Origin of the sequence: Bradyrhizobium japonicum USDA 6 (genome assembly GCF_000284375.1) — a bacterium.
Taxonomy (GTDB): domain Bacteria; phylum Pseudomonadota; class Alphaproteobacteria; order Rhizobiales; family Xanthobacteraceae; genus Bradyrhizobium; species Bradyrhizobium japonicum.
The window spans coordinates 469,025-491,600 of the sequence record NC_017249.1; the positions used below are offsets into that span (position 1 = coordinate 469,025).

At 64.8% G+C, this 22,576-nt stretch carries 27 protein-coding genes; 18 read left to right on the plus strand and 9 right to left on the minus strand.

Annotation, left to right across the window (positions count from 1 at the left end; all coding sequences use genetic code 11):
* Nucleotides 1-69: 69 nt before the first annotated feature.
* Both mtaB and dapF read right to left on the minus strand, forming a co-directional pair.
* Nucleotides 70-1,323 (minus strand): tRNA (N(6)-L-threonylcarbamoyladenosine(37)-C(2))-methylthiotransferase MtaB, encoded by a 1,254-nt coding sequence (mtaB, locus tag BJ6T_RS02135; RefSeq protein WP_014490643.1) that lies wholly within the window; start codon nt 1,321-1,323, stop codon nt 70-72.
* Nucleotides 1,323-2,198, minus strand: a complete 876-nt coding sequence (gene dapF, locus BJ6T_RS02140; protein WP_014490644.1) for a diaminopimelate epimerase — start codon at nt 2,196-2,198, stop codon at nt 1,323-1,325. Before dapF ends, mtaB begins: the two co-directional genes overlap by 1 nt.
* A gap of 263 nt (nt 2,199-2,461) precedes the next feature.
* Here dapF and BJ6T_RS43030 point away from each other — a divergent pair, with 263 nt between their 5' ends.
* Both BJ6T_RS43030 and BJ6T_RS02150 read left to right on the plus strand, forming a co-directional pair.
* A complete protein-coding gene (locus tag BJ6T_RS43030) occupies nt 2,462-3,205 on the plus strand; it encodes a GyrI-like domain-containing protein (RefSeq protein ID WP_028169675.1) in 744 nt (247 codons plus the stop codon).
* A gap of 5 nt (nt 3,206-3,210) precedes the next feature.
* Nucleotides 3,211-3,930, plus strand: a complete 720-nt coding sequence (locus tag BJ6T_RS02150; RefSeq protein ID WP_014490646.1) for an SIMPL domain-containing protein — start codon at nt 3,211-3,213, stop codon at nt 3,928-3,930.
* Between the two features lie 162 nt (nt 3,931-4,092).
* Here the strand turns inward: BJ6T_RS02150 and BJ6T_RS02155 are convergent, their stop codons facing one another.
* Nucleotides 4,093-5,157 (minus strand): MBL fold metallo-hydrolase, encoded by a 1,065-nt coding sequence (locus BJ6T_RS02155; RefSeq protein ID WP_028169676.1) that lies wholly within the window; start codon nt 5,155-5,157, stop codon nt 4,093-4,095.
* A 448-nt stretch (nt 5,158-5,605) separates the two neighbouring features.
* Here BJ6T_RS02155 and ffh point away from each other — a divergent pair, with 448 nt between their 5' ends.
* The 7 genes from ffh to BJ6T_RS02190 all read left to right on the plus strand — a co-directional run bounded on the left by ffh (nt 5,606) and on the right by BJ6T_RS02190 (nt 11,559).
* Nucleotides 5,606-7,153 carry a signal recognition particle protein gene (ffh, locus tag BJ6T_RS02160; protein ID WP_014490648.1) on the plus strand — a complete coding sequence of 516 codons (1,548 nt, stop codon included), beginning with the start codon at nt 5,606-5,608 and terminating at the stop codon, nt 7,151-7,153.
* A gap of 99 nt (nt 7,154-7,252) precedes the next feature.
* Entirely contained in the window at nt 7,253-7,585 is a 333-nt protein-coding gene (gene rpsP / locus BJ6T_RS02165; RefSeq protein WP_014490649.1) for a 30S ribosomal protein S16, read from the plus strand.
* Nucleotides 7,586-7,594: 9 nt separating this feature from the next.
* A complete protein-coding gene (gene rimM / locus BJ6T_RS02170; RefSeq protein ID WP_014490650.1) occupies nt 7,595-8,152 on the plus strand; it encodes a ribosome maturation factor RimM in 558 nt (185 codons plus the stop codon).
* Between the two features lie 117 nt (nt 8,153-8,269).
* Nucleotides 8,270-9,148 carry a tRNA (guanosine(37)-N1)-methyltransferase TrmD gene (gene trmD, locus BJ6T_RS02175; protein WP_014490651.1) on the plus strand — a complete coding sequence of 293 codons (879 nt, stop codon included), beginning with the start codon at nt 8,270-8,272 and terminating at the stop codon, nt 9,146-9,148.
* Complete coding sequence (rplS, locus tag BJ6T_RS02180; protein ID WP_014490652.1) at nt 9,145-9,525, plus strand: 50S ribosomal protein L19; 381 nt, start codon at nt 9,145-9,147, stop codon at nt 9,523-9,525. The genes trmD and rplS overlap by 4 nt, the downstream gene beginning before the upstream one ends.
* Before the next feature lie 323 nt (nt 9,526-9,848).
* Entirely contained in the window at nt 9,849-11,255 is a 1,407-nt protein-coding gene (gene leuC, locus BJ6T_RS02185) for a 3-isopropylmalate dehydratase large subunit (protein ID WP_028169678.1), read from the plus strand.
* 94 nt (nt 11,256-11,349) lie between these two features.
* Nucleotides 11,350-11,559, plus strand: a complete 210-nt coding sequence (locus BJ6T_RS02190; protein ID WP_014490654.1) for a hypothetical protein — start codon at nt 11,350-11,352, stop codon at nt 11,557-11,559.
* 51 nt (nt 11,560-11,610) lie between these two features.
* Here the strand turns inward: BJ6T_RS02190 and BJ6T_RS02195 are convergent, their stop codons facing one another.
* Entirely contained in the window at nt 11,611-12,171 is a 561-nt protein-coding gene (locus BJ6T_RS02195) for a hypothetical protein (protein ID WP_014490655.1), read from the minus strand.
* Between the two features lie 165 nt (nt 12,172-12,336).
* Here BJ6T_RS02195 and BJ6T_RS02200 point away from each other — a divergent pair, with 165 nt between their 5' ends.
* Entirely contained in the window at nt 12,337-12,636 is a 300-nt protein-coding gene (locus BJ6T_RS02200) for a DUF1330 domain-containing protein (protein ID WP_014490656.1), read from the plus strand.
* Between the two features lie 10 nt (nt 12,637-12,646).
* Here BJ6T_RS02200 and BJ6T_RS02205 read toward each other — a convergent pair whose 3' ends face one another.
* On the minus strand, nt 12,647-12,907 hold the full coding sequence (locus BJ6T_RS02205) for a hypothetical protein (RefSeq protein ID WP_028169679.1): 261 nt from the start codon (nt 12,905-12,907) through the stop codon (nt 12,647-12,649).
* A 49-nt stretch (nt 12,908-12,956) separates the two neighbouring features.
* Nucleotides 12,957-13,238: a hypothetical protein gene (locus tag BJ6T_RS02210; RefSeq protein ID WP_014490658.1), complete on the minus strand. Its 282-nt coding sequence runs from the start codon at nt 13,236-13,238 to the stop codon at nt 12,957-12,959.
* 166 nt (nt 13,239-13,404) lie between these two features.
* Between BJ6T_RS02210 and BJ6T_RS02215 the strand changes: the two genes are divergently transcribed.
* On the plus strand, nt 13,405-13,803 hold the full coding sequence (locus BJ6T_RS02215; RefSeq protein WP_014490659.1) for a metallopeptidase family protein: 399 nt from the start codon (nt 13,405-13,407) through the stop codon (nt 13,801-13,803).
* 4 nt (nt 13,804-13,807) lie between these two features.
* On the opposite strand, the gene BJ6T_RS02220 is transcribed toward BJ6T_RS02215, so the two are convergent.
* Nucleotides 13,808-14,611 carry a helix-turn-helix transcriptional regulator gene (locus BJ6T_RS02220; protein ID WP_014490660.1) on the minus strand — a complete coding sequence of 268 codons (804 nt, stop codon included), beginning with the start codon at nt 14,609-14,611 and terminating at the stop codon, nt 13,808-13,810.
* A gap of 99 nt (nt 14,612-14,710) precedes the next feature.
* Between BJ6T_RS02220 and BJ6T_RS02225 the strand changes: the two genes are divergently transcribed.
* The 5 genes from BJ6T_RS02225 (at nt 14,711) to BJ6T_RS02245 (ending at nt 18,678) form a co-directional block, all read left to right on the plus strand.
* The gene (locus BJ6T_RS02225) at nt 14,711-15,280 is read left to right on the plus strand and encodes a pyridoxamine 5'-phosphate oxidase family protein (protein WP_014490661.1); all 570 of its coding nucleotides are present in this window, start codon (nt 14,711-14,713) and stop codon (nt 15,278-15,280) included.
* A gap of 106 nt (nt 15,281-15,386) precedes the next feature.
* Nucleotides 15,387-15,992 (plus strand): 3-isopropylmalate dehydratase small subunit, encoded by a 606-nt coding sequence (leuD, locus tag BJ6T_RS02230; RefSeq protein WP_014490662.1) that lies wholly within the window; start codon nt 15,387-15,389, stop codon nt 15,990-15,992.
* An 80-nt stretch (nt 15,993-16,072) separates the two neighbouring features.
* On the plus strand, nt 16,073-16,858 hold the full coding sequence (locus tag BJ6T_RS02235; protein WP_014490663.1) for a glycosyltransferase family 32 protein: 786 nt from the start codon (nt 16,073-16,075) through the stop codon (nt 16,856-16,858).
* 191 nt (nt 16,859-17,049) lie between these two features.
* Nucleotides 17,050-17,469, plus strand: coding sequence for a DUF6455 family protein (locus BJ6T_RS02240; RefSeq protein ID WP_014490664.1), 420 nt, complete (start codon nt 17,050-17,052; stop codon nt 17,467-17,469).
* A gap of 408 nt (nt 17,470-17,877) precedes the next feature.
* The gene (locus BJ6T_RS02245; RefSeq protein WP_014490665.1) at nt 17,878-18,678 is read left to right on the plus strand and encodes a Crp/Fnr family transcriptional regulator; all 801 of its coding nucleotides are present in this window, start codon (nt 17,878-17,880) and stop codon (nt 18,676-18,678) included.
* Between the two features lie 117 nt (nt 18,679-18,795).
* Here BJ6T_RS02245 and BJ6T_RS02250 read toward each other — a convergent pair whose 3' ends face one another.
* The gene (locus BJ6T_RS02250) at nt 18,796-19,677 is read right to left on the minus strand and encodes an HpcH/HpaI aldolase/citrate lyase family protein (RefSeq protein WP_014490666.1); all 882 of its coding nucleotides are present in this window, start codon (nt 19,675-19,677) and stop codon (nt 18,796-18,798) included.
* A 169-nt stretch (nt 19,678-19,846) separates the two neighbouring features.
* Between BJ6T_RS02250 and BJ6T_RS02255 the strand changes: the two genes are divergently transcribed.
* Entirely contained in the window at nt 19,847-20,491 is a 645-nt protein-coding gene (locus BJ6T_RS02255) for a carbonic anhydrase (protein ID WP_014490667.1), read from the plus strand.
* A 109-nt stretch (nt 20,492-20,600) separates the two neighbouring features.
* Here the strand turns inward: BJ6T_RS02255 and BJ6T_RS02260 are convergent, their stop codons facing one another.
* Nucleotides 20,601-21,635: an aspartate-semialdehyde dehydrogenase gene (locus BJ6T_RS02260; RefSeq protein WP_014490668.1), complete on the minus strand. Its 1,035-nt coding sequence runs from the start codon at nt 21,633-21,635 to the stop codon at nt 20,601-20,603.
* Nucleotides 21,636-21,751: 116 nt separating this feature from the next.
* Here BJ6T_RS02260 and BJ6T_RS02265 point away from each other — a divergent pair, with 116 nt between their 5' ends.
* Nucleotides 21,752-22,540 (plus strand): hypothetical protein, encoded by a 789-nt coding sequence (locus BJ6T_RS02265; RefSeq protein WP_014490669.1) that lies wholly within the window; start codon nt 21,752-21,754, stop codon nt 22,538-22,540.
* The last annotated feature ends 36 nt before the right edge of the window (nt 22,541-22,576 follow it).

A 22,576-nucleotide genomic window follows, 5' to 3' on the forward strand; every position in this document is an offset into this window, starting at 1 on the left:
GACGGCAGCGATAGAACCGAGGAGCCGCGGCGTACTGGGTCGCCCGATCAAGCCGGGCGACGACACTGCCTATACGGTCAACCGCTCGCCATCGCTGCCGGCAATCATCAGCGGCACCACACGACCAATACGTTCGCCCGCGATCGCCACCGGCAGATAATGCTCCGTGCGGCCCTGGCTCTCGCTCTCGATCAGCACGTCGCGCGTGGCGCCGGCCTCGGTTTGCAGCCGCCGCCGTAATGCCGCTTCGCCCGCCGCACGCAGCCGCTTCGCGCGCTCCTTGATCGCACCACCTGCGACCTGCGGCATCCGCGCGGCCGGCGTGCCGGGGCGTGGCGAATACGGGAAGACGTGCAGGAACGTCAAACCGCACTCCTCGACGAGATCCAGCGAGCGCGAAAACATCTCCTCGGTCTCGGTCGGAAAGCCCGCGATGATGTCGGCGCCGAAGGCGATGTCCGGGCGCAGGCGGCGGACCTGGTCGCAGAACGCGATCGAGTCGTCGCGCGAATGACGCCGTTTCATGCGCTTCAAAATCATGTCGTCGCCGGATTGCAGCGACAGGTGCAGATGCGGCATCAGGCGCGCATCGTCGCCGATAGCATCCAGCAGATCGGCATCGGCCTCGATCGAATCGATCGAGGAGATGCGCAGGCGCTTCAGCTCCGGCACATGCCGCAGGATCTGCTTGGTCAGCATGCCGAGTCTCGGTGCACCCGGCAGGTCGGCGCCATAGCTGGTGAGGTCCACACCGGTCAGCACGATCTCGGCATGGCCGCGCGCAACAAGCACGCGCACCTGATCGACCACCGCGCCCATCGGCACCGAGCGTGAATTGCCGCGGCCGTAGGGGATGATACAGAACGTGCAGCGATGGTCGCAGCCGTTCTGCACCTGCACGAACACGCGCGGCAGGCCGCTCGCAAAGCCGTCGATCAGATGCGGCGCCATCTCCTTCACCGCCATGATGTCGCTGACGGCGATCTTTTCGCTCGCACCGAGATCGAACGCGGCACGTGCATCGCGCCAGGCTTCGCGGCGCATCTTGTCGTCATTGCCGAGGACGCGATCGACCTCGGCCATGTCTGCGAACATCCGGCTCTGCGTCTGCGCCGCACAGCCGGTGACGACGATGCGCGCACCCGGCCGTTCGCGCTTCGATTTGCGTATCGACTGGCGCGCCTGCGCCACCGCTTCATTGGTGACGGCGCAGCTGTTGATGACGATGGTGTCGGAGAGGCCCGCGCCCTCGGCCTCGCGGCGGATCAATTCGGCCTCGAAGGCATTGAGACGGCAGCCGAAGGTGACGACGTCGACGGCCATCAGCCGACCGGCGCGAACAGCGCCGGATCGAAGGAGCCCTCATACTCGAAGGTCGCGGGGCCCGTCATCAGCACGTGGTCGTCGCTTTCCCGCCATTCGATTTCGAGCTTGCCGCCGGGCAGCGTGATCTCGACATTGCGCTCGGTGCGCTTCAGCCGCGCGGCCGCGACCGCGGTCGCGCACGCCGCCGAACCGCAAGCTCTGGTCAGGCCCGCGCCACGCTCCCAGGTGCGGATCGTGACGTGGTCGCGATCGACGATATGGGCGAGCGTGATGTTGGCGCGCTCGGGGAAGATCGGGTGATTTTCCAGCAGCGGACCAAAACGCTCGAGATCGTAGCCGTTGACGTCCTCGACCCAGAAGATCGCATGCGGATTGCCCATGCTCACCACCGAGGGCGAATGCAGGATCGGATTGTCGATCGGCCCGATCTGCAATTCGATGTAGCGGGTGTCGCGAAACTCTTCCGCCAGCGGAATCTCCTGCCAGCCGAACTTCGGCGCGCCCATATCGACGGTATAGAGATCGGGCGCCGGGCCCTGCCAGCAGTTGAGCAGGCCCGCAGCGGTCTCGAACGTTGCCGTGGTCTGCCCGGTCTTCTCGAAGATACGCCGCACCACGCAGCGCATGCCGTTGCCGCAGGCGCCGGCCTCGGAGCCGTCATTGTTGTAGATGCTGATGAAGGCCTCGGTACCGTCGAACCGCGGCTTCCGGAGCACCATGAGCTGGTCATAGGGCACGCCGCCCGGCGCGGACGCGACCGCGCGGGCGTCATCCGGCGTCACTGGCGCGGCGGAATCACGCATGTCGACAACGACGATCTCGTTGCCGATGCCGTTCATCTTGGCAAATGCGTGGTTGGCCAGAGCGCTCATGAAATTTCCCGAATTTCGCCTGCCTTATATGGCGATCCTTGGTGGCTTGGCCAGTGATTTGCCGCCATGGCCATGACGCATCTGTCATGGGACGAATTCGGCACTCGCGTGTTAGAACGGCGCGGTTCGCGCAATCCGGGACGCGCGGCCGGCTCAAGGCCTTGGGGACGTAAGGCCTTGACGATGTAAGGCCTTGGCGACGCAAGGCTTGGACGTAAGGCTTGGACATAAGGCTTGGCGGATAAGTCCTTGGGGAGAATAGAATGAATCGTTTTTGTCGCCTCGTACTGCTCGCGCTGATCCCGGCAGCGACCATGTCGTTTGGCGTGCCCGGCGCTCTGGCGCAGACCCCGAGCCCGGCGCCCGCCGCGTCGGCCAGCCCTTCGCCGGCTCCGTCGGCCTCGCCCGCCCCGGCCGCAAGTACCGCACCTGCACCCGCGGGAGCGCCCTCTCCGGCGCCATCGCCTGCGGCCAGCGCTTCGCCCTCACCCGCTCCGGCGGCCCCACCGCCCGCTGCGGCCGCGACGCCCGCCCCGGTGCAGGCCGCCGATCCCTTCGGCCTAGAGACCACGCTCGAGCCGAAGAAGGTCCTGATGGTCAAGGGCACCGCCAATTGGGATTCGGCCTTCGACACGCTGATCGACGCCTTCAAGGCGCTGAACACGCTGCTGGACAAGCAGGGCATCAAGCCCGCCGGCAATTCGATGATCGTCTACACCTCGACCGACGACACCGGCTTCACCTTCCTGGCCGAGATCCCGGTCGAGCAGGACCCGAAGAACCTGCCCAAGGACATGAGCATCGGCAAATCGCCGGAAGGCAAGGCGCTGAAATTCGTCCATCGCGGCTCCTACGACAACATGGACAACACCTATGAGGCGATCACCAATCACCTCGACGACAAGAAGCTGGAAGCCAAGGACACCTTTGTCGAGGAGTACCTCACCGATCCCCTGAAGACGGCGGAGGACAAGCTCGTGATCAACGTGTTCGTACCATTGAAGTGAGCGAGATGAAGAAGCCTACCGTCCTTTTTACGTCTATTGCCGCCGCCGTCGCCGCCACGCTGCTGGCAACGCCCGCTCTCGCCGACGATTTTCCATCCGCCATCACGGTGAGCGGCGAAGCCATGATCTCCGCGGCACCCGATCTCGCGCAGATCGACGCCGGCGTCGCCAACGATGCCAAGTCGGCGAAGGAAGCCTCCGACGCCAACAACGCCGCGATGGGCAAGGTGCTGCTGGCGCTGAAGGGCGCCGGCATCGCCGAGAAGGATTATCAGACCTCGCGCCTGTCCTTGCAGCCGCAATACGGCCAGAACAAATCCACCGGCGCCTCGCCCGTGGTCGGGTTCCGCGCCTCTAACCGCGTCACCGTGAAGATCCGCGACGTAACCAAGGTCGCCGGCATCATCGACACGCTGGTCGGCGCCGGCGCCAACGACATCGGCAACATCTCCTTCGAGGTGACGCAGGCCTCAAAGCTGCTCGACGATGCCCGTGAACAGGCGGTCGTTGACGCCCGCCGCAAGGCCGAGATTTACGCCAAGGCCACCGGCGTCACGCTCGGCTCGCCGCTCAGCGTATCCGAGGGCGGCGGCCCGGTGCCGCTGTTCAAGGCAAGAATGGCGACCGCGCCGATGGCGGCGCCCGCGGCAGTCGCGCCGGGCGAGGAAACGCTGTCGGTGACCGTGAATGTGAGCTGGGCGATCATTCGCCCTGAAGGCAAATAAGTCTCGTGCCCCGGACGCGCTGCAGCGTGAAACGCTGCGGCGCAGAGCCAGGACCCAGAAAGCAACACCGCATAATACGGCGACATGGGCCCCGGCTCTGCAGCGCATCGTCGAAGAGACGCTGCGCTGCGTCCGGGGCACGAGCGGTGTGTGCGGAGAGAGCTAAATCTCCACCACCTGCCCCGGCTTCATCGCCACAAACCGCTCCTGCGGAATCTTCGCGGCATCGAGCGCTTCGACCAGCGCCTTCGCCGGCGCGTCGATCGCTTCATCCGTCAGCTGGAACGTGCCGTGATGATGCCCGAGCGCGGCTTGCGCGCCGCAATCGGCCAGCGCCTTCACGGCGTCTTCCGGATTCATGTGCTGGTCGCGCATGAACCAGCGCGGTTCGTAGGCGCCGATCGGGAGGATCGCCAGACGCAGCGGCCCGTGCTTCTCGGCGACGCGGCGGAAATGCCCGCCGTCGCCATAGCCGGAATCGCAGACGACGTAGATTTTCCCCGCCGGCGTCTCCAGTACGAAACTCGCCCAAAGCGCCTTGTTGCGATCGAACATGCCGCGCGCCGACCAGTGCCGGGTCGGGACCAGCGTCACGGCGATTCCGCCGCCGAGCTCGACGCCGTCGTGCCAGTCAAACGCTTCGGCCTTGATGGAGGAGTCGGCGCTGCGCATCGTCACGTCGTTGCCGAGTGGCGTCACCACGCGCGGCGAAAAGTTTTTTGCGAGCCGCGACAGCGTCGCGATGTCCAGATGATCGTAATGACCGTGCGAAACCAGCACGACGTCGATCTTCGGCAGCTTCTCGAAGGCGACGCCGGGGTCGTTGTGCCGCTTCGGTCCGGCAAAGCTGACAGGCGAGACCCGCGAGGACCAGACGGGATCGACGAGGATGTTGAGGCCGCCGGCCTGGATCAGCCAGCTGGCGTGGCCGACGAAGGAGAGCCGCACCTTGTCGCCCTCGACTCGGGCGGGTGGCGTGTCGGCGCGCGAGTTCGGCACCCAGTCGGGCCAGTCCGCGCGCTGCCCCCGGGCACCTAATTGCCAGCGCAGCACCTCGCCGAGCGATCTCGGCGGCGCCCCATCGGGATCGAAGAAGGTCAGGCCGTCAAAATGGTCCGAGACCGGGCCGTCATAGGTTTTCATGCGGGACATCCAGAGGGGCGGAACACCGACCAGCGCGGCGCCACCGGCGATCAATCCAAAAAGGCGGCGGCGGGTGATCGGCACAAGCGGGCTTCAGGGATGGTAACGAAGGTAAGTCATCATCTTCTATATGGGCGGAGCCCAGGCAAAAGGAACCGGTCGCCAAAAGTTCCGTATTCTCAGGGCCTTGCCCTGGCAAAGGCACCCCGGCCCCCTAACTTTCCTTGACTTTTGGGCGGGAGCGGCGTTTAACCCCGCCACTTTCTCGGAAAGGCTTTCTTTTCGACCCGCCCACTGGCCCTGGAGGCCAGAGGCCAACGCCCGACAGCGCTGTGCGCCCTCGGGCGCAAAGGTGTTTGGAAGATCGCTTGCTTAGGAAGTGGTCATCGCCCGATTTGATCGGGCGATCCAGTATCCCAGAGGCCACTCGGCTGAACCGAGATGCCGAGGCATACTGGATGCCCCGGTCAAGCAGGGGCATGACAGTAGTGAACGCGGCAACCCTGCGCGAGCAGGACAAGGGACAACGGCATTGTTCGACAATCTGTCGGAACGGCTTGGTGGCATTCTCGATCGTCTGACGGGGCGCGGTGCGCTGACCGAAAAGGACGTTGACGCCGCGATGCGCGAGGTGCGCCGCGCGCTGCTGGAAGCCGACGTCGCGTTGGAGGTGGTGCGCAGCTTCACCGAGCGCGTCCGCGAGCAGGCGATCGGCGCCACCGTCGTCAAGTCGGTCACGCCCGGCCAGATGGTGGTCAAGATCGTCCATGACGAGCTGATCAACACGCTCGGCGCCGAAAGCCAGACCATCGACGTCAATTCCGTGCCGCCGGTGCCGATCATGATGGTCGGTCTGCAAGGCTCCGGTAAAACCACCACCACCGCAAAGCTCGCCCGCCGCCTGGTCCAGCGCGACAAGCGCAAGGTGCTGATGGCCTCGCTCGACGTCTACCGCCCGGCGGCGATGGAGCAGCTGGCCGTGCTCGGCCGCGACCTCGACATTCCGACCTTGCCGATCGTGGCGGGGCAGCAGCCGCCGCAGATCGCGAAGCGCGCGCTGGAGGCCGGCAAGCTCGGCGGCTACGACATCGTGCTGCTCGACACCGCCGGCCGCACCACGCTCGACGAAGACATGATGGCGGAAGCAGCGGCGATCAAAGCCGCTGCGAACCCGCATGAAGTGCTGCTGGTCGCCGACAGCCTCACCGGCCAGGACGCCGTGAATCTTGCCCGCGCCTTCGATCAGCGCGTCGGGCTCACCGGCATCGTGCTGACCCGAGTCGACGGCGACGGCCGCGGTGGCGCCGCGCTGTCGATGCGCGCCGTCACCGGCAAGCCGATCAAGCTGATCGGCACCGGCGAAAAGACCGACGCGCTGGAAGATTTCCATCCCGATCGTATCGCCGGCCGCATCCTCGGCATGGGCGACGTGGTCTCGCTGGTCGAACGTGCCGCCGCCAACATCGACGCCGAGAAGGCCGCGCGCACCGCCGAGCGCATGCGCAAGGGTCAGTTCGACCTCAACGACATGCGCGAGCAGCTGTTGCAGATGGCGAACATGGGCGGCATCAGCGGGCTGATGGGCATGATGCCCGGCATCGCCAAGATGAAGAACCAGATCGCGGCCGCCGGCATCGACGACAAGATCCTGAAGCGCCAGGTCGCTGTGATCGATTCCATGACGCGCGACGAACGCCGTCATCCCGACCTGCTCAAGGCCAGCCGCAAGAAGCGCATCGCCGCAGGAAGCGGCCAGAGCGTCGAGCAGGTCAACAAGCTGCTCAAGATGCACCGGAACATGGCCGACGTGATGAAGGCCATGGGCTCGGGCAAGCGCGGCCCGCTCGCCGGCATCGCACAGGCGATGGGCTTCGGCGGCGGCATGAAGATGCCCTCGCCCGAAGAAATGAAGGCAATGCAGGAGAAGATGCAGAGCGGCGGCGGGCAGGGTCTGCCCAGCCTGCCGAAGGATCTGCCGCCCGGTCTTCGCTCGGGGCTGCCGAATTTGCCGGGGCTTACGGGCCTCAGCGGCAAGCCGACCCTTCCGGGGCTCGGCGGTTTTCCCGGCAAGAAGAAATGAGGAATTCGTCGCGGGGGATCGCAAGCGTCCCGCGCAACGCGGAATACCAATCAACCGAACAAACCGTACTTTGCAAACCGTACTTCGAAGGAGAACTGAATGTCCGTCGTTATCCGCCTCGCTCGTGCAGGCACCAAGAAGCGCCCCGTCTATCACGTCGTCGTCGCCGATTCGCGCTTTCCCCGCGATGGCCGCTTCATCGAGCGTCTCGGTTATTTCAACCCGCTGCTGCCGAAGGACAACGAGGCCCGCCTCAAGCTCGACATGGACAAGGTGAAGGCCTGGGTCGCCAAGGGTGCGCAGCCGTCGGACCGCGTGGCGCGTTTCCTCGACGCCGCCGGCGTCAAGAAGCGCGAAGCGCGCAACAACCCGCAGAAGGCCGTGCCGCGCAAGGAGCGCAAGGCGCAGGCCGAAGCCGCCGCGAAGGCGTAAGGCCGGACCATGTCGGCGCTGGTCTGCGTCGCGCGGATCGGCGCCGCGCATGGTGTGCGCGGTGCGGTCAAGCTGTGGACCTTCACCGAAGATCCCTTTGCCATCAAACGCTACGGTCCGCTTCTCTCCAAGGACGGCAAGCGTCAGTTCGAGGTAGCAACGGCGCGCGAGGCCAGGGATCATCTGGTCGCGACGTTCAAGGGCGTCACGACCCGCGATGAGGCCGAGCGCCTCAACGGCATCGAGCTCTACGTCGCGCGCGAAAAGCTGCCCGCGACCGACGAGGACGAATATTACCACACTGACCTGATCGGGCTCGCCGCCGTCACCACCGACGGCGACGCGCTCGGCCGCGTGCTCGCGATCCACAATTTCGGCGCCGGCGACATCATCGAGATCGCACCTCTCAAGGGCACGACGATGCTGCTGCCGTTCTCGAACGCAGTGGTGCCGGAAGTTGATCTCACAGGTGGGCGCGTCGTGATCGCGCTGCCGCAGGAGGTCGAGGGTGAGGATGGGGGCGAGGATCTCTCTCCGAGCCGTCCCCGCGAACGCGGGGACCCATAACCACGGGCCGTGGTTTTTGGCTAAGCTGCTAGCCTCGATCATCGCAAAACTGGCTGCGGTGGTTATGGATCCCGGGCTCGCGCTCCGCGCACCCCGGGACGACGAGATCGGGAAACAATGACCAACCCCTCACCCTGGCGCGCGACGGTGCTGACGCTGTTTCCGGAGATGTTTCCGGGACCGCTCGGCGTGAGCCTCGCTGGCCGGGCGCTGGCTGGCGGGCTCTGGGAACTGGAGGCGCGCGACATCCGGGCCTCCGCGACCGACCGCCACCGCAGCGTCGATGACACGCCGGCCGGCGGCGGACCGGGCATGGTGCTGCGGGCCGATGTTCTGGCGGCGGCGATCGATGCCGTCGAGATCGGCCAAGATCCCTCAAAAGTGCGGCCGCGCCTGCTGATGAGCCCCCGCGGTCGGCCATTGACCCAGGCCCGCGTCGTGGAGCTGGCGCAAGGCCCCGGCCCCCTGATCGTCTGCGGGCGGTTTGAGGGGATCGACCAGCGGGTGATCGACGGGCGCGGCCTGGAGGAGGTCTCGATCGGCGATTACGTGCTCTCTGGGGGCGAAATCGCCGCGCTGGCCCTGATCGACGCCTGCGTCCGGCTGCTGCCCGGCGTGATGGGCAAGGAGGCCTCGGGAACCGAGGAAAGCTTCTCTGAGGGCCTCCTCGAATACCCCCAATACACCCGCCCGCAGCTGTTCGAGGGGGCTCCGATCCCGGAGACCCTGACCTCCGGCGACCACGCCAAGGTTGCAGCCTGGCGGCGGGCGCAATCCGAGGCCCTGACGGCGGCCCGGCGGCCCGATTTATGGGCCCAAATCCCGGCCAAGGCCCCGAATCGGGCCAGACGCCAAAAAACGCCAAAAACAAGACAGACGGGTGACAAACGCTCCGGCTTGCCTTATAGGAGCGCCCACATCCGCAATAGCTGGATCAACGAATTTCGCGCAGCCCCCACCCTGCGGCTGGGCGCGCCGATGGAGATTTACCCATGAACCTGATCAAGCAGCTCGAGCAAGAGCAATTCGACAAGCTCTCGGCCGGCAAGGACATCCCGGAGTTCGGACCCGGCGATACCGTGATCGTCAACGTCAAGGTCGTCGAAGGCGACCGTACCCGCGTGCAGGCCTATGAAGGCGTCTGCATCGGCCGTTCCGGCGGCGGGCTCAACGAGAGCTTCACCGTCCGCAAGATCTCCTATGGCGAGGGCGTCGAGCGCGTGTTCCCGGTGCTCTCCCCGATGATCGACTCGATCAAGGTGGTGCGCCGCGGCAAGGTGCGTCGCGCCAAGCTCTATTACCTCCGCAACCTTCGCGGCAAGTCGGCCCGCATCGTCGAGAAGCAGGACCGCGCGACTGCCGTCGGCGAGTAATCTTCGCCCCACCAGGCAAGTTTTCGAAAGCGCGGGGCAAAACCCCGCGCTTTTTGTTGCGTCAGCCGTGCGCGTCAAAGCACTCGCGCTTCCAATTCGGCCTGCTATATATTCTTGGAATGTTTCCAGATCAGACCAGCCTCGCCCCCGTCACGCGCATCGTCATCGACGATCGCTCGCGGTTGCCTGGCCGGTTCTTCGGACGCTTCGCGACCTCGGCAACGTCAGAGCTTACGCGCGCAGCCTAAAAGCTGCGCTGACGATTTTGTTGCCCGCGCGTGACCGCGCATATCCGCACCACAACATTCCTGGAGCTGAAGCTCATGTCCAAGCCGAACACATTGTACGACAAGATCTGGAACGACCATCTGGTGCACGAAGCCGACGACGGCACCTGCCTGCTCTATATCGACCGCCATCTGGTGCATGAGGTGACCTCGCCGCAGGCATTCGAGGGTCTGCGCGCCACCGGCCGCAAGGTGCACTCGCCGGAAAAGACGCTCGCCGTCGTCGACCACAACGTGCCGACCACCGACCGCACCAAGCCGAACCCGGATCCGGAGAGCATCGAGCAGATCAAGGCGCTGGCCGAGAACGCCAAGGAATTCGGCATCGAATATTACGACGAGTTCGACAAGCGCCAGGGCGTCGTCCACGTCATCGGGCCCGAGCAGGGTTTTACGCTCCCCGGCACCACCATCGTCTGCGGTGACAGCCACACCTCGACGCATGGCGCGTTCGGCGCGCTCGCACACGGCATCGGCACCTCCGAGGTCGAGCACGTGCTGGCGACGCAGACGCTGATCCAGAAGAAAGCGAAGAACATGCGCGTCACCGTCGACGGCAAGCTGCCGGAGGGCGTGACGGGCAAGGACATCATCCTCGCCATCATCGGCGAGATCGGCACTGCCGGCGGCACCGGCTACGTGCTGGAATACGCCGGCGATGCGATCAGCGCGCTCAGCATGGAAGGCCGCATGACGGTCTGCAACATGTCGATCGAAGGCGGCGCGCGCGCCGGCCTGGTTGCGCCCGACCAGAAGGCGTTCGACTTCCTGCGCGGCCGCCCGAAGGCACCGAAGGGCGCTGACTGGGACGCGGCGATGCGCTATTGGGAGAAGCTGCGCTCCGACGACGGCGCGCATTTCGACCACGAGCTGCGCCTCGACGCCGCCAAGCTGCCGCCGATCGTGACCTGGGGCACCTCGCCCGAGGACGTCATCTCGGTGACCGGCATCGTGCCCGATCCTGATCAGATCGCGGACGAGGCCAAGCGTCTCTCCAAGCACCGCGCGCTGAAGTACATGGGCCTGACCGCGGGCACCAAGATCACCGACATCAAGGTCGACCGCATCTTCATCGGCTCCTGCACCAACGGCCGCATCGAGGATCTGCGCGCGGCGGCGAAGATTGCCGAAGGCAAGACCGTTTCAGCGCATGTCAACGCCATGGTCGTGCCGGGTTCCGGCATCGTGAAGGAGCAGGCCGAGGCCGAGGGTCTGGACAAGATCTTCATCAAGGCCGGCTTCGAATGGCGCGAGCCCGGTTGCTCGATGTGCCTCGCCATGAACCCGGACAAGCTGAAGCCGGAAGAGCGCTGCGCCTCGACCTCGAACCGCAACTTCGAGGGCCGCCAGGGCTTCAAGGGCCGCACGCATCTGGTGTCGCCGGCGATGGCGGCAGCCGCGGCGATCGCGGGTCACTTCGTCGACGTCAGGGAGTGGCGGTAAGCCGCTCCCTGCAATTTGAGCTAAAGCGGCAAACGGCCGTTAATCGGCATCGCCGACACTGCGTCCTCGCGACGGTTTCGCGAGGACGAAAGCCATGGCCAACAAGCCTGAATATGTCGATCTGATCGGCGAGGCGACGCACCAGCACCGGCGGCGCGCAACACCCTTGCCCATCGTCGCCAAGCCCGAGGTCGAGGAGATCTCGAAGCTCAGCCGCTGGCCGCCGGCGATGATCAAGCAGTGGAAGCTCGAGAACCTGACGCGGTGGAAGCCGGCGTCATGGAAATTGAAGGATTGGCTCTAGGCCGCACGAACAAAGGGCGCCGTCGCGGCGCCCTTTTCATTTCGATCGCGATCACCAATAGCGATACGGATAGTGCCAGCGATGCCACCGGCAGACGCGGCGCGGACCGTAATAGGTCCAGATCACCCGGCAGCGGCGCGGATAGTGATAGTAGGGATAATAGCCGCCGTAATAATAGCGCCGGTGGAAGTGACGATAGCCGTAATGCGGGCGATAGATCCCGTAGCGATGATAACCGCCATAGTGGCGAAATCCGCCGTAGCGATAGCCGCCACCGTGAAAGGCGGGCGCGGCGCGGAAGCCGCCGAAATGGCCGCCACGAAAGCCACCGCCGCGGAAACCGCCGATATGTCCTCCACCACCGTGGAAACCACCACCACGAACACCGCCACCGCCATGGAAGCCGCCACCATGTCCGCCACCACCGCCGCCATGGCGAACCTGCGTGATCATGTCGTCGCTTGCGGCCTTCGCCGCCGGCAATGGCGTCGGGTTGATCGGAGTCATCGCTTCGGCACGTTGTGCGGTCCCGGCCGACAGCATCAGCGTGGCAACGGCCGCAAGCCCGAGCAAGCGTATCGGGCTTGTCCGAGCATCCGAGATCCGCAGCATGGAATTCTCCCTGAATCCGAACGGCAGCATTGCGGCGCGGCGTCGCTCGCATCGCATCGCTGTTCAATTGCAGTCGCTCCCAAGATTAATTAGGGACAGCGACGTGAACCCCTCATGAATGAACAACCTGCCGAGGCGCCGTGGCACACAAGAGGAATTCGAGAGATGACCGTCTACGCGATCGCGCAATTGAAGATGACGGACCGCGCGGCCTATGACCGCTATCAGGCGCGGTTCTTCGACGTGTTCAGAAAGTACAATGGACGGTTGCTCGCCGCCGACGAGCAGCCGCGCGTGCTCGAGGGCCCGTGGCCGTTCGACAAGCTCGTCATGATGTCGTTTCCCGACGAGGCCGCGTTCCTCGCCTTCTCGAATTCGCCGGACTACGAAGACATCTCGCGCGATCGCAAGGCGGGCGCGCAGGCAACCGTGCTGCTGGTCAAGGGATTCGCGCCGGCGGGCTAACGCGACGGCATCACCACCACGGCCCGTAGCCGAACACGAACGGTGCGGGCACGCCGTAGGGATAGGGACGGTAGTAGACCGGCCGCGCGTAATAGCGCGGATCATGGGGCGCTGAGCGCCGCGCAACGTCATGGTGTCTTGCGTGCCGTCTCGCATCGAAAATCGCTGTGCCGGCCGAGGCATCCGGCTTCGTCACACTCTGCGCGGTTGAAGCGCGAGGCAAACCCGCTGCGAGCCCGGCGACAACGGCCAATGCAATCCATCTCGTCATGACGAACTCCGCCCTCAAGATGCGGGCATCACACGGCCGTTGAGGCGCGTCAGCCCCGCCGCCAGTAGCAGCTCATATGCGGCACGATCACCGTGCCGCTCGGCCGATATTCCTGCACATAGGTGGCGTTGCACTCGCGCACCGCGTCGGGACCCGGATTGTAGCGCGGATAGACGCCGTCCGGAGCGTAGTAGGGCGTGACGCGCAGCCGGGCGGGCGGGCGCCTGCGCGGCGGGGGAACGTCGTCTGGCGAGGCCGCCTGGGCCAGCCTGACACCGGCGCCAGCCGTCTGGGCTTCCGCACCAACGCAAAATTGCGAAAACAACCCCATGCAAAGTAGAACCAGTATTGCTGTTCCCGCCCGCATCGCACCACCACCCACCTGAGCTATCCCCTTGAGGCGCCGTACGCTCCCCGTTTTCGCGCGCGGCGTCAACTCTTCGTAGCCTCCTATAAAGCCGGATGCATCGCCACGGAACCCGCGCTAAGAAAAGCCCATGTGGACGGAATTGAAAGCGCCCTCGCTGGCGGAGATGGAAGCGACGGCGCATGACATCTTCGAGCGCCTGCCGGCGGAATTTCGCGGCCTCTGTGAGGGCGTGATCCTCCGCGTCGACGACTTCCCGACCGAGGAAGTGATGGACGAGATGGAATGCGAGAGCGAGTTCGACCTGCTCGGCCTGTTCCAGGGCGTCGGCCTGCCCCAGCAGAGCCTGGGCGACGTGGCGCGTCTGCCCAACATGGTCTGGCTCTACCGCCGGCCGATCCTGGATTACTGGGCCGAGCACGACGAGAGCCTCGGCCACATCGTCCGCCACGTCCTGATCCACGAGATCGGCCACCATTTCGGCCTCTCCGACGACGATATGGCCGCGATTGAGGCTCAGGCGGACTAGGACGTCATCGGTTGCGCATGGTTGGCGCAGCGAGAAGCATCGTCAGCCGATAGTCGGACCAGCCCGCGAGAGACAGCGACACCTGCTGATAGTGCAGCAGTCCCATGGTCGGATGATCGAACGCACGCTCGCCGCCTTCGCGTGCCAGAACCCCCTGCGTCTCCCAGCAGCGTTCGAAGTCGGGGCTTCCAACTCTCAGTTCCTCGACGAGCCGGCGAATGTCCGGATCGTCGGAATAGGCTGTAACAGCGGCGCGGAATTCTGCGACGACGCGCCGCGCGCGCGAGGTCCAGTCGAGGATCAGTGTTCGCGCCTCGGGCCTGAGGAAGATGTAGCGCAGAAGGTTTTTTTCGCCGTCAGCATCGAGCCATCCGGCGAACAACCGGGACGCTTTCGCATTCCAACGACGCGCGCCCCATGTGCGATCGAGAATGTAGGCCGGCCCATCGATCGCATCGACGCAGGCCAGCACCTCCTCAGGCGGATCATCCCTGTGGCCGGGACGCTCGGGATCGCGCTTGCCCCCAACTTCGAACAGATAGCTGCGCTCCGCTCGTGACAGGCGCAATCCGCGTGCGAGGCGCGCAAGTGTCGAAGCCGAGACGGAGACATCGCGACCCTGCTCGATCCACGTGTACCAGGTGACGCTCAATCCGCAGAGCTGAGCGACCTCCTCGCGCCGGAGGCCGGGCGTGCGCCGCCGTGCTCCGGCGGCGAGGCCGAATTCTGCTGGAGACTGGCGCTCCCGGAGCGCGCGCAGGAACGCGCTGAGCGAGAGAGCCGGAGCGATCGCGTCTGGTCCCTTCATGGTGGTTTTTATACCAGCATAAAGAACATTCTTAAACGGGTATAATTGGCATGCTAACTCTTTGTCGCTGCGGCGTCGCCGCGGAAAGGACGAACGGGCATGGGCAGGCAATTCGCAAGGATCGAACCCGAGCACAGGGCTTTCATCGAACGGCAGAAGATCTTCTTCGTCGCGAGCGCCCCGCCGAAGGGACGCATCAACGTGTCTCCCAAGGGCCTGTCGTCATTCCAGGTGCTGGGAGAGAGCGACGTCGCCTACCTCGATTGCACCGGCAGCGGCAGCGAGACCCGCGCACACCTGATCGCATCTGATGACAAGCGGCTAACCATCATGTTTTGTGCCTTCGACGGCGACCCGGTGATCCTGCGGCTCTATGGCCAGGGCCGATCGCTCATGCGCGGCACGCCGGAATACGCCGATCTCGCTCCGAAGTTCGAGGACATGGCGGGCGCTCGCCAGATCGTGCGCCTCTCGGTCGACCTTGTGCAGACGTCATGCGGTATGGGCGTGCCGCTGTTCGACTACAGACAAGAACGCGGCAGCCTCGTGCGCTACTGGACGGCGCAGGGTGTCAACAATTTGCGAAAATACTGGGGTCTGAAGAACATGAAGAGCATCGACGGCCTGCCGACCGGCTTTGCCCCTGACAGCATGGCTCCGCCAGGCTGAGGACGAACCTCGATTTACGCCCCTTAGGCCTGCCGAATCCGGCCTAGGATTTGTGTGCCAACCGGGCTAAATAGCCCTCCCCTGACTTCAAACCGGGAAGCCTGAAATGGACAAGTTCACCACGCTGGAAGGCGTCGCGGCGCCGCTGAAGATCATCAATGTCGACACCGACATGATCATTCCGAAGCAGTACCTCAAGACCATCAAGCGCACCGGCCTTGGCAAGGGGCTCTTCTCCGAGCAGCGCTACAAGGACGACGGCAGCGAGAATCCGGATTTCGTCCTCAACCAGCCCGCCTATCGCAATTCGAAGGTGCTGGTCGCCGGCGACAATTTCGGCTGCGGCTCGAGCCGCGAGCACGCGCCCTGGGCGCTGCTCGACTTCGGCATCCGTTGCGTGATCTCGACCTCGTTCGGCGACATCTTCTACAACAACTGCTTCAAGAACGGCATTCTGCCGATCCGCGTCTCGCAGGAAGACCTCGACAAGCTGTTCGACGATGCCGAGCGCGGCGCCAATGCGACGCTGACGATCGACCTGCCGAACCAGGAGATCCGCGGCCCCGACGGCGGCAAGGTCAAGTTCGAGATCGACCCGTTCCGCAAGCACTGCCTGATCAACGGCCTCGACGACATCGGTCTGACGATGGAGAAGAAGGCCTCGATCGACACCTACGAGGAAAAGCTCAAGCGCGAACGCGCCTGGGCCTGAGATCGAGCTCCAGTTCGAGCCCCGGTGCGACCAGCGCCGGGGCTTTTTCTCTGCCCTGATTAACCCCTAAATTGACGCGCATGCTGCCCGACATCGTCACCTTCTGGCACGGCCCGATGGACGCACTGCGCCAGACCTGTCTGCGCTCGCAGTTAGCTGCCGGCCACAAGGTCACGGTCTACAGTTTCGACACCATTCCCGGCCTGCCCGCGGGCATCGGGAACGCGGACGCCGAGGCGATCCTGCCGCACGCGTTCTCCGAGCGATTGCGGCCGCCGCAGCCGGACGGCAGCTGGCGCGACTGGACCACGCTGCAGTTCAGCGACTTCTTCCGCATGAAGCTGATGGCGAAGAACCTCGGCCTCTGGCTCGATGCCGACGTGCTGCTGCTGAAACCCGTCGAGATCGACCCGACAAAACCCTACTTCGCCTGGGAGCGGCCGCGCCAGCTCGGCAATTCCGTGATCTATCTGCCGGCGGAGCACGGCATCGTTGCCGCCTTCGAGGAGTTGATGGAGCAGGAGGAGCTGACGCCGAACTGGCTGTCGGTGCGCCATCGCATCACCTTCATGATGCGTCGCCTGCGCGGGGGCTCGAACCGTCTCTCGGACATTCGCGTCGCGATCTTCGGGCCGGCGGCGCTCACCGCGCTCGCGCGCCGCACCGGTGAATTGCAGAATGCACTGCCGAAGCAATCGTTCTACGCCGTGCATGCCGAGCCAAAACTGTTCTTCGATCCCTCGAGCTATCTCGGCCTCGTCACCAACCCCGAGATCATCGGCCTGCACATCTCGCCCAAGGGCCGCGGCGGCGAAAAGCCGATCCCGGGCAGCCTGTATGCGTGGGCGACGGAGCGGTTCGCGTAACTCAGTCCGCTACGCGGCGCTCTCGTGCCCCGGCTCAGCGGAGCGGCACTGCGCGCCACACCGCGTCCAGGACACGAAACCAACCACCAACGCGCCACACTCCAACGCTTCCAAATTTGATCCAGCGCAACGCGCCCCTGCACCATTGTGCCTAATCTCGCTCCGATTCCGCCGCCCGAATGGAGCTTTCCATGAGCACCGCAAGCAGGCCTTATCCCATCGTTCAGGACCTCATCGAGTCCTTTGCCGCCTGGCTGAAGCATCGCCGCGAGATGAACGAGATGCGGCAGCTCGATCGCGCCGATTTCGACCGGATCGCGCAAGATCTCAGGATCGCGCCTGACGATCTGGAGGAACTGGTCCGTCACGGCAAGCACGCTGCGGACGAGCTGCCGAAAATGCTCGAGCAGCTCGGCATCAGCGCAGACAGGCTCGGTCGTGCGCAGCCGCTGCTGCTCCGCGACATGGAGCGCGTCTGCTCGCTCTGCGATCACAAGGGACAATGCGACCGCGATCTCGCCGATGGCACCGCCGCGGAGAACTACCACGGCTATTGTGCCAATGCGTCGACGCTGGAGTCGCTCGATCGGGCCGACGTCGCCCCGCGCTGACGCGTCATCTAGGTCGAAAGATCAAATCGCGCCGTTTCGCGCGCAAGCGTCGCGCTGGACAAATCCCTTCACGAGCCGACGACGAGCTACCGACGATGCCGGTACAGCTCGGCATCGGCGCAGAAGGGCTGGGCCAGGGGCAGGCTCACGCGCTGCCGCGACAATCCCTGGTCGATCACCACGTGTGGCACCTCGCCGAGTAGCAAAGGGCGTCAATAGTATGATGTATGGAAGACCCTGTTTGCGCGGCGAGGATGCCGGCAAGGTCTCCGCAATTGTCCGTGCTTGATCTCGACGAATGGCTCTGTTTGGATGGTTGCCCTTCGGCAATTCGTATTTCGGATGGTCATGGCAAGCGAAATAGATGGTTACCGTCGTTCGTTGGGTGCTCGTTCATCGGAAAGCGCCGTGACTGTCCACCGCACGGGCATCGGGAATCGACTATTGGAGGCGTTGCCGCCGGCGGATCTCGGTTTGCTCACGCCCTACTTCCAGAAGGTCTCGTTCGAACCCGATGCCATCCTGGTGCGGTCGGGCGATGAGCTCGACCCGGTTTGTTTTCCCCATAGCGGCGCCATCGCCTTCATGCTCGATATGCCGGACGGGCAAACGGTCGCAACCACCTTGATGGGACGGGAAGGCGCCTTGGCCTCGTTCTCCGTGCTCGGCCCGTCGCTGTCATCCGTGACCGCGATTGCCCGCATCGCCGGCACGGCATCGCTGATTTCCGCCGCCAAGTTTCGCGCGGCCTTTGCGCAAAGCGCCGCCATCAGGAACGTCGTGCAAGTCCACGCCCGCGCGGTGTTGTTGCAGCTCCAGCACGTGGCCGCCTGCAACGCGCTGCACCGGGTGGATGGCCGCATGGCGCGGTGGCTCCTGCAGCTTCACGACCGCGTTCCCGATGACCGGCTTCCGGTGACGCACGAGGCGCTTGCGCAATTGCTTGGGGTGCGGCGGACGACAGTGACCCTGACGATGAGCAAGCTGCGCGATGCCGGCGCCGTCCCGTCCGACCGGCGCGGGTTCGTCGAGATCCATCGGGCGCGGCTCGAGAAGGTCGCATGCGATTGCTATGCGCTCATGCAGCGCAAGATCGACCAGATGTATTGCCAGGAATTGGCGGCGCCGCAGCCTGTCGATCCGCCGTCCCGCGAAAGCGCCATCGTCGCCGGTGGCGAATCCAGAGCCGCTTCGCGGGCGGGAAAATAGGCGATCGGGACTGACCGTCGCGATGCCCGCCTGGGTCACAAGCGGCAGCCCGCTTAACGTCCAGAAGATGTCCGCCTGGGCGGGGACAAGCGGATATCGCTTCTTCGAGTTGACGCCTCAGCCCTTGCTCATCGCTGCGATCGCGTCCGCGATCTCGATCGTGCGCCGCGCCATGTCGGCGTGCAGACGCTCCACCATTGCACCATCGAGCCGGATCGCGCCGCGCGAGACGTTCTCAGGCAGCTCGAACGCTGCGATGATCTTTCGCGCGCGCGCGACTTCCTCTTCGGGCGGCGTGAAGATCGCGTTGCAGGCCTCGATCTGCGATGGATGGATCAGCGTCTTGCCATCGAAGCCGAGGTCGCGGCCCTGTGCGCATTCGGTGGCAAAGCCGTCGGAGTTCGCGATGTCGCTATAGGGACCGTCGAGGATCTCGAGGCCATGGGCGCGCGTCGCCAGGATGCAATGGGTGATCATCGGGATCATCGCCGCGCGGCCCGGCAACATCTTGATGCGCGTCTCGCGTGAGATGTCGTTCGGGCCGAACACGAAACCGGAGAGGCGCGTCTTGGGATCGCGGCCCGCGGCGGCCAGCTCCTCGGCATGCAGCACGGCGCGCGCGGTCTCGATCATCGCCCAGACCTTCACCGTCGGCGCGGCGCCGAGCTCGGCAAGGCGAGCGCCGATCGCCTTGAGATCCTCGATGCTTGAAACTTTTGGAACCAGAATGCCGTCAGGCGAGGCCTTGGCGGCCATCGCGACGTCATCGGCCCACCAGGACGTGTCGAGGCCGTTGGTCCGGATCAAAATCTCGCGCTTGCCGAACCCCTTGTCCGCGATCGCAGCGGCGATGCCGTCACGCGCCACCCCCTTGAGGTCGGGGGCGACGGAATCTTCCAGATCGAGGATCAGGCCGTCGGCGGCGAGATTTCGCGCCTTTTCCAGCGCGCGGGGGTTGGAGCCGGGCATGAACAGATGGCTGCGGCGCGGGCGGGTCATGCGAGCATTCCTTCCAGTTTCCTCAGGTGTATTCTGGAGCATGATCCCGGAAAAGTGTGCGGAGATTTTCCGAAAGGATCATGCTCAAACAACAAGCCAAGCCGATAGCACCTGGCCTGCCTATTCGAAAGGCTTGTTCGCCCCTCTGGTCTATGGTTAGGCATAGGCCATGATCACATTCCCGAAGCATTTGCTGGAAGGCTACAAGGCCTTCGCCACCCAGCGGCTGCCGACCGAGCAGAGCCGCTATCGCGAGCTGTCGGTGAAGGGGCAGTTCCCGGAAGTGATGGTGATCGGCTGCTGCGACAGCCGCGTCTCGCCCGAGGTGATCTTCGACGTCGGCCCGGGCGAACTGTTCGTGGTCCGCAACATCGCCAATCTGGTGCCGGTGTATCAGCCCGACGGCAATGCGCACGGCGTCTCCGCGGCGCTGGAATATGCCGTGACGGTGCTGAAGGTGAAGCACATCGTCGTGCTCGGGCACGCGCAATGCGGCGGCATCCGCGCCTTCGTCGACAAGATCGAGCCGCTCACGCCGGGCGACTTCATCGGCAAATGGATGCAGATGTTCATCAAGCCGGGCGAAGTGGTCGAGCAGCGCGACCACGAGACCATGGCGCAGTTCGTCGAGCGCATCGAGAAGGCCGCCGTGTTCCGCAGCCTGGAGAACCTGATGACGTTTCCGTTCGTGCAGAAGGCGGTGGACTCAGGCCAGATGCAGACCCACGGCGCCTATTTCGGCGTCGCGGAGGGATCGCTGTTCGTGCTGGACAAGGTCGCGAAGGAATTCAAGAACGCACGCGGTGCGGCGTAAGTCGCTCTTGTAGGGTGGGCAAAGGCGCAACGCGCCGTGCCCACCATCTTTCCCGATCGAGACCTTGGTGGGCACGCTTCGCTTTGCCCACCCTACGAGATCCCCGCCGTTACGCCGCCTTCTTCTTCGCGCTGATCAGCTTGCGGTTGATCAGCACTTCCGCGATCTGGATGGCGTTGAGCGCGGCACCCTTGCGCAGATTGTCGGACACGCACCACAGCACGAGGCCGTTCTCCACCGTCGCGTCCTCGCGGATGCGGCTGATATAGGTGGCGTCCTCGCCGGCGGCTTCATACGGCGTGGCGTAGCCACCGGGCTCCTGCTTGTCGATGACGAGGCAGCCCGGCGCCTTGCGCAGGATGTCGCGTGCCTCGTCCGCCGTGATCGGATTCTCGAACTCGATGTTGACGGCCTCGGAGTGGCCGACGAACACCGGCACGCGCACGCAGGTCGCGGAGAGCTTGATCTTGGGATCAAGGATCTTCTTGGTCTCCGCCATCATCTTCCACTCTTCCTTGGTGTAGCCGTCCTCCATGAAGACGTCGATGTGGGGGATGACATTGAAGGCGATGCGCTTGGGGAATTTCTTCGCGATCAGCTCGTCATTGGTGTAGACGGCCTTGGTCTGCGAGAACAATTCGTCCATCGCATCCTTGCCGGCGCCCGATACCGATTGATAGGTCGAGACCACGACGCGCTTGATCGACGCCTTGTCGTGCAGCGGCTTCAGCGCGACCACGAGCTGCGCGGTCGAGCAGTTCGGGTTGGCGATGATGTTCTTCTTCTTGAAGCCTTCGGTCGCGGCCGCGTTCACTTCGGGCACGATCAGCGGCACGTCCGGGTCCATGCGCCAGGCCGAGGAGTTGTCGATCACGACCGCGCCGGCGGCGCCGATCTTCGGCGACCATTCCTTCGACACCGAGCCTCCCGCCGACATCAGGCAGATGTCGACGTCGGAGAAGTCGTAGTGCTCGAGCGCTTTGACCTTCAGGGTGTGGTCGCCATAGGAGACCTCGACGCCGACGCTGCGGCGTGACGCCAATGCCACCACTTCGTCCGCGGGGAATTTGCGCTCATCGAGGATGTTGAGCATTTCCCGTCCGACATTGCCGGTCGCGCCGACGACTGCGACTTTGTAACCCATCGTTCACTCTCCGATGAAAAAGCCCGTTCCTGAAGCTGACGCTTAAACAGGAAGAGCAGCGCTTCTATGCGAGAACCGGCCTCAAGACAACGTTGGACCATGCCTGAAGGCCGTGGATGCAGTCGCCAGAGGCCAGCACGGCCGCCACCCCTACCCAGATCCATCTGGCGCTCGCAGCCCTCGCCGACGAAGTCGTCGGCACGCTGGCGCGCCTGTTCGCCTATGTGGGGGCGCTGGTCCTGTTTGCCATCCTCGCCCTCGCCGCGCTCGACCAGCTGCCCAGCCTGCGCGACGATGAGCCCGTGGAGAAGCCGGGGTGGAGCGTGGCCGACCGCTCGCAACCGGCCTTCGCCCTCAGCCGACTCGATTCGTCAGAAAAAACAGCCTCTTACGTCATTCTCAGGCATCCCGAAGGCGGCCGCCGGGACGTGATGCGCTGGACCGGCGAGGCGGACAAGCCCGTGGCGGAGCTCGAGATCTACCGGGAAGGCGGTGAATTCGACGTGGCCCTCCCGGCGACAGCGGACCTGGCGGTCCACATGGGCCTGGGTGACGCAACGCTGCTCGAGCAGGCCGGCCTGATCGACACGAAATTCGGTCCCGTCGCCCTGTTCCGGCCCACCGGCACGGCGGAGGGCACGCGGGCGTGCCTAGGCTACCTCAAGCGCAGCGAGGAGCCGGCGCTCCAGATCTCCGGCTTCTCCTGCCAGGGCGACACCCTGCCCGCCCGACGCGCGGCGATCGCCTGCACGCTGAACCGGCTGACGCTCCTGACCTCGGGCAACGAGCCGAAGCTGGCGGAATTGTTCGCCCATGCGGAGCTGAAGCGCCGCTCCTGCGCTCCCCAGGGTTCGTCGGACTGGCTGCTGGGCGCGGCGAACGCGCAATTGCGCGGGGCGCTTTGACCGGCATCAAGCTCAAGTGGCTGGTATTGATGCAAC